The organism is Saccharopolyspora sp. 6M, from assembly GCF_020176775.1.
GTDB lineage: Bacteria > Actinomycetota > Actinomycetes > Mycobacteriales > Pseudonocardiaceae > Saccharopolyspora_C > Saccharopolyspora_C gregorii.
This window is the reverse complement of the sequence record NZ_JAIUJZ010000303.1, coordinates 1-5,144: the sequence shown is the minus strand read 5'-3', so window position 1 is coordinate 5,144 and position 5,144 is coordinate 1. Positions and strand designations below refer to the sequence as shown.

At 74.0% G+C, this 5,144-nt stretch carries 4 protein-coding genes; 3 read left to right on the top strand and 1 reads right to left on the bottom strand.

Translation table 11 applies throughout. The features are described 5' to 3' along the window. Positions 1 to 48 precede the first annotated feature (48 nt). Both LCD31_RS28065 and LCD31_RS28060 read left to right on the top strand, forming a co-directional pair. Complete coding sequence (locus LCD31_RS28065; RefSeq protein ID WP_224963085.1) at positions 49 to 1,113, top strand: quercetin 2,3-dioxygenase; 1,065 nt, start codon at positions 49 to 51, stop codon at positions 1,111 to 1,113. A gap of 129 nt (positions 1,114 to 1,242) precedes the next feature. Then, the gene (locus LCD31_RS28060) at positions 1,243 to 3,132 is read left to right on the top strand and encodes an NAD(P)/FAD-dependent oxidoreductase (protein WP_224963083.1); all 1,890 of its coding nucleotides are present in this window, start codon (positions 1,243 to 1,245) and stop codon (positions 3,130 to 3,132) included. Between the two features lie 58 nt (positions 3,133 to 3,190). On the opposite strand, the gene LCD31_RS28055 is transcribed toward LCD31_RS28060, so the two are convergent. Continuing rightward, positions 3,191 to 4,411, bottom strand: a complete 1,221-nt coding sequence (locus tag LCD31_RS28055; protein WP_224963081.1) for a helix-turn-helix domain-containing protein — start codon at positions 4,409 to 4,411, stop codon at positions 3,191 to 3,193. A gap of 179 nt (positions 4,412 to 4,590) precedes the next feature. Here LCD31_RS28055 and LCD31_RS28050 point away from each other — a divergent pair, with 179 nt between their 5' ends. Then, positions 4,591 to 4,917 (top strand): putative quinol monooxygenase, encoded by a 327-nt coding sequence (locus LCD31_RS28050; protein WP_224963079.1) that lies wholly within the window; start codon positions 4,591 to 4,593, stop codon positions 4,915 to 4,917. Positions 4,918 to 5,144: the final 227 nt, after the last annotated feature.

Here is a 5,144-nt window from a genome sequence, read left to right as displayed (position 1 = left end):
CCCCACCGGCGTTCCCCTCGCCCGCCACCTGCTCCCCGGAGGACGACCATGACCCACGACGTCGAAGCGGTCCACGACCTCGCACCGGTCGTCGACCGGCTGCCCGGCGAACCCGTCCCCTACTACCTCGCGAGCGGGGAGGGGCGGCGCTACGAGCTGGACGGCGTGCTGTGGACCGTCATCGCCCGCGCCGCCGCCACCGGCGGCCTGTTCGACGCCGCCTACGTCAGCGGCGGGCGCGGCGCGGAGGTGCCGTGGCACGCCCACGCCGTCGAGCAGCGCTCGTTCTACGTGTTCGACGGCAGCGTGCAGGTGTGGCTCGGCGAGCGCAGCCGCGTGCTCACCCGCGGCGACTCGCTGCACGTGCCGCCGGGGAGACCGCTGGCGCTCCGGATGCTGGCGCACGTGACCCGGCTGCTCACCTGGGCGGCGCCGGGCGGTTCGCTGGAGCTCGTGGAACGGCTCGGCACCCCGGTGCGGCGGCACGTGCACTCCGGCCGCACCGGGGCCACCACCTCGGCGCCGCAGCGGGCCGACGCGGGCGCCCCGCTCGGCATCACCTTCCCGGACGCGGCGCGGGCGGATGCGCTGGACGAGTGGGACGCGGAGCTGCCGCAGGGCGTGCGGCCGTACTTCCTGCGGCTCGGCGAGGGCGACCGCCGGGAGACCGGGGAGAGCCTGAACACCTACCTGACGCGCGGCGCGAACACCGGCGGCCGCTACTTCGCCATCGACACCCTCGGATCCCGGTCGGAGTACTTCGTCCGGCACTTCCACCGGCTGCACACCGAGAACTTCCTGTGCGTGTCGGGACGCGTCCGGCTGCACGTCAACGGCCGGGAGGTGCTGCTGACCGAAGGGGATTTCGTGCACGCCCCGGCGGGCACCATCCACACCTTCGCGTTCGAAGCGCACAACACCCGGATGCTCGGCATCCTCACCCCCGACGTGTTCGAACCGTTCTTCGACCTCACCGGCCGCCCCACCGATCTGCACGTGCATCCGGAGCTCCCGGCGGACCTCGCGGTGGACCCGGCGCGGCTGGCCGCGACCGACCTCGACCTCGTGGTCGTCGGACCGCCGCCGGAACGCGGGAGGACGATCGGCGGCTGATCCCGCATCCGGGGGAACCGCGGGGTGCAACGGGGTCGCAACCCTTCCGGGCGCGGTGGCGGTCGGGTTCGCTGAGTTCCGGACGCGCCGTCACCGGCGACGGCGCGCGCTGCTCCGGGAGGTCCGCCCATGTCCCAGACGCTCGGTGAGAACCAGACGACCCGCACTGCTTCGGAAACCCGGCCGGCGCGGCCGGACCAGGCGCGGTGGGAGACGCGGCCACCGGCGGAGAGGTCCGCCGCCCGCGCCCGCGCCGAGGACTGGCTCGCCGAGTTCGAGGCGGCGCTGGCGGCCGGCGACGCGGACCGCGCCGCCGGGCTGTTCGCCACCACCTCGTTCTGGCGCGACCTGGTCGCGTTCACCTGGAACCTCAAGACCGTGGAGGACCGGGACGGCGTCGCCGACCTGGTGCGCGCCACCGCCGAGACCACCGACGCCCGCGGTTTCCACCTCACCGCGGAACCGACCGAGGCCGACGGCGTGGTCGAGGCGTGGCTCGGGTTCGAGACGGCCGCGGGGCGCGGGAAAGGGCACCTGCGGCTCGTCGACGAGGGCGCGTGGACGCTGCTGACGACGCTGCACGAGCTGACCGGCCACGAGGAGCCGAGCGGGCACCGCCGCCCGAAGGGCGCCGAGCACGGCGTCGATCCGGACCGGACCACCTGGCAGGAGGCCAGGGACGCCGAGGCCGCCGAGCTCGGCCGCACCCGCCAGCCGTACGTGGTGGTGGTCGGCGGCGGGCAGGGCGGCATCGCGCTGGGCGCGCGGCTGCGCCAGCTCGGGGTGCCGCACGTGGTGCTCGACGCGCACGCCCGTCCCGGCGACCAGTGGCGCGGCCGGTACAAGTCGCTGTGCCTGCACGACCCGGTCTGGTACGACCACCTGCCGTACCTGGACTTCCCGCGGAACTGGCCGGTGTTCGCGCCCAAGGACAAGATCGCGGACTGGCTGGAGATGTACACCAAGGTCATGGAGATCAACTACTGGTCTTCGTCGACCTGCCGCTCCGCCTCCTACGACGAGCGCACCGGGGAGTGGACGGTGCTGGTGGACCGCGACGGCGAGCGGATCGAGCTGCGCCCGCGGCAGCTGGTGCTCGCCACCGGCGTGTCCGGCAAGCCGAACGTGCCCGAATTCCCCGGCCAGGACCGGTTCCGCGGCGAGCAGCACCACAGCTCGCGGCACCCCGGGCCGGACGCGTACCGGGGGAAGCGGGCCGTGGTGATCGGCTCCAACAACTCGGCGTTCGACATCTGCGGGGCGCTGTGGGAGGTCGGCGCCGACGTGACGATGGTGCAGCGCTCCTCCACGCACATCTCCAAGTCGGATTCGCTGATGGAGCTGTCGCTGGCGCCGCTCTACTCCGAGGAAGCGGTCGAAGCGGGCATCACCACCCAGCAGGCCGACCTGGTGTTCGCCTCCCAGCCGTACCGGATCATGGACCGGTTCCAGCGGCCCGCGTGCGACGCGATGCGGGAACGCGACGCCGACTTCTACGCGCGGCTGGAGGCCGCCGGGTTCCGGCACGACTTCGGCGACGACGATTCCGGGCTGTTCATGAAGTACCTGCGGCGCGGGTCCGGCTACTACATCGACGTCGGCGCGGCCGAACTCGTCGCGGACGGGCGGGTGGCGCTCGCGCACGGGCAGGTCGCGGAGCTCACCGAGGACGCGGTACTGCTCGCCGACGGCACCGAGCTGCCCGCGGACCTCGTCGTCTACGCCACCGGGTACGGCTCGATGAACGGGTGGGCCGCGGACCTGATCAGCCAGGAGGTCGCGGACAAGGTCGGCAAGGTGTGGGGCCTCGGTTCCGACACCACCAAGGACCCGGGTCCGTGGGAGGGCGAGCAGCGCAACATGTGGAAACCCACGCAGCAGGAGGCGCTGTGGTTCCACGGCGGCAACCTGCACCAGTCCCGGCACTACTCTCTGTACCTGGCGTTGCAGCTCAAGGCGCGGGCCGAGGGGATCCCCACTCCCGTCTACGGGTTGCAGGAGGTGCACCACACCAGGTGAGTCCGGGCCGCTCCCGCGCTCGCACGACCGGGCGCGGGAGCGGTCCCCGCCCCCGGGATCACCGGGCGAGGCGGCGGACCCCCGGCGCGGTGGAGCGGGACAGCAGCGGCCCGGTGCGGTCCGGCGGCGCGACCTCCACGCCGGGGGCGATCCGGTACGGGCGGGCCAGCACGAGGCCGCCGAGGGACTTGCGCAGCCGGGACACCTCCGCGCGCACGGTCACCAGGTGGGTGCGGTCGCCGTAGAGCGCCTCGGACAGCTGCGCGGCCGAGAGCCCCGCCGGTCCCGCGTGCGCCAGCAGCACCAGCAGCTCCGCGTGCCGCACCGGCAGCGGGTGCACCCAGCTGCCGGTGCCCTCCACGACGGCGCGCGGCGGGGACGAACCGAGGTCCAGCGCGAGCCGCATCCGCGGCGCGGGTTCCGGGCGCAGCAGCCAGCCGCCCGGCACCGGTTCCGGCAGGCAGTGGCCGACGCCGTGCACCGCGACCGGCACCCCGGACCGCGGCGCCCCGACCCGGTCCGGCCCGGCCATGCCGGTGGCCGCGGCGACCCAGCCGTGCTCGTCCACCACCAGGCCCGGCCCGCGCAGACCGGCCAGCAGCGGCCCGGCCACCTGCCGCAGCGAGTCGAGCCCGCGCGCATGCTCCCGGCGCAGACCCGCTTCCGCGACCTTCACCGCGGTGCCGACCAGCGCCACCGTCAACGGGTGCACGGTCTCCACCGGGCCGCTGACGTCCACGATGCCGAGCAGGTGCCCGGTGCGCGGGTCGTGCAGCGGAGCGGCGGTGCAGGTCCACACGTGGTGGGCGCGCAGGAAGTGCTCCGCGGCGAACATCTGCACCGCAGCGCCCTCGGCGAGCGCGGTGCCGATCGCGTTGCCGCCGACCACGTCCTCCGACCAGCGCGCGCCTTCGGCGAAGCCGATGCGGTCGGCGCGATGCCGGACCAGGTTCGCGCCCTCGCGCCACAGCACCACGCCGTCGGCGTCGGTCACCACCATCACGTGCCGGGAGTCCTCGGCGACCGCGGTGAGCGCGGCCCGCAGCTCCGGCAGCACCGGCCGCAGCCCGCTGCGCTCGCGGCGGCGCTGCACCTCGGCCGCGTCCGCCGGATCGGGCGGGAACAGCAGGTCCGGGTCCACGCCCTGGGCGCGGGCGCGCCGCCACGAGCGGGCCACCAGCGCGCGCGGCTGCGCCGGGGCGCGCCCTCCGGAGAACAGGGCGTCGTGCACCTGCGCGAGCGTCCGGGCCCGTTCGCGCACCGATCGCGCGTCGTCCACCGCCACCTCCCGCCGCCGGGTGTGGCCCACACCATAACCACGCCGCACCCGGGGGACGGAAGACCGCGACGGCTTATCAGCATGTGACAACGAGGGTTGGCGGGCGCGGTGCGCGCGGGCCACGATTCGGCCGCGCCGAATCCGGCGCGTCTCCACCGAACCCGCAGGGAGCCGAGCCAGTGATCTTCATCGTCGTCAAGTTCCACGTGCGGCCCGACCACGCCGACCAGTGGCTCTCGCTGGTCGACGAGTTCACCCGGGCGACCCGGAACGAGCCGGGCAACCTGTTCTTCGACTGGGCCCGCAGCGTCGACGACCCGAACGAGTTCGTGCTCACCGAAGGCTTCGCCTCGCAGGAGGCCGGCGTCGAGCACGTGCAGTCCGCGCACTTCCAGGCGGCGCTGGAACGCATGTCCGAGGCCATCTCCGCGACCCCGGACATCATCAACGTCGAGGTCCCCGGCGACGGCTGGTCGAAGATGGGCGAACTCGCCCCGAAGAACTGAGGACGCACCGAACGCCCGGGTGCGCCGGGGCGTTCGTCCGCGGAACGTCGCTGCCGGTTCTTGAGCCTGAACAGCGGCCCTCACCGGTCGGCGGCGGAGCCGGTGGCGAGTCCACCCGAGCAGCGGGACCACCCGCGGGTTCTCAGCGGTTCCCTCGCGAGGACAGCGATTTCTCCTGTGGCGGAGCCACCGGTGAAATCGATCCCGCAGCGAGGGAACCGCTGAGG

Coding starts and splice junctions, on each gene's coding strand:
- LCD31_RS28065 (WP_224963085.1), top strand. CDS start 49: ATGACCCACGACGTCGAAGCGGTCCACGACCTCGCACCGGTCGTCGAC.
- LCD31_RS28060 (WP_224963083.1), top strand. CDS start 1,243: ATGTCCCAGACGCTCGGTGAGAACCAGACGACCCGCACTGCTTCGGAA.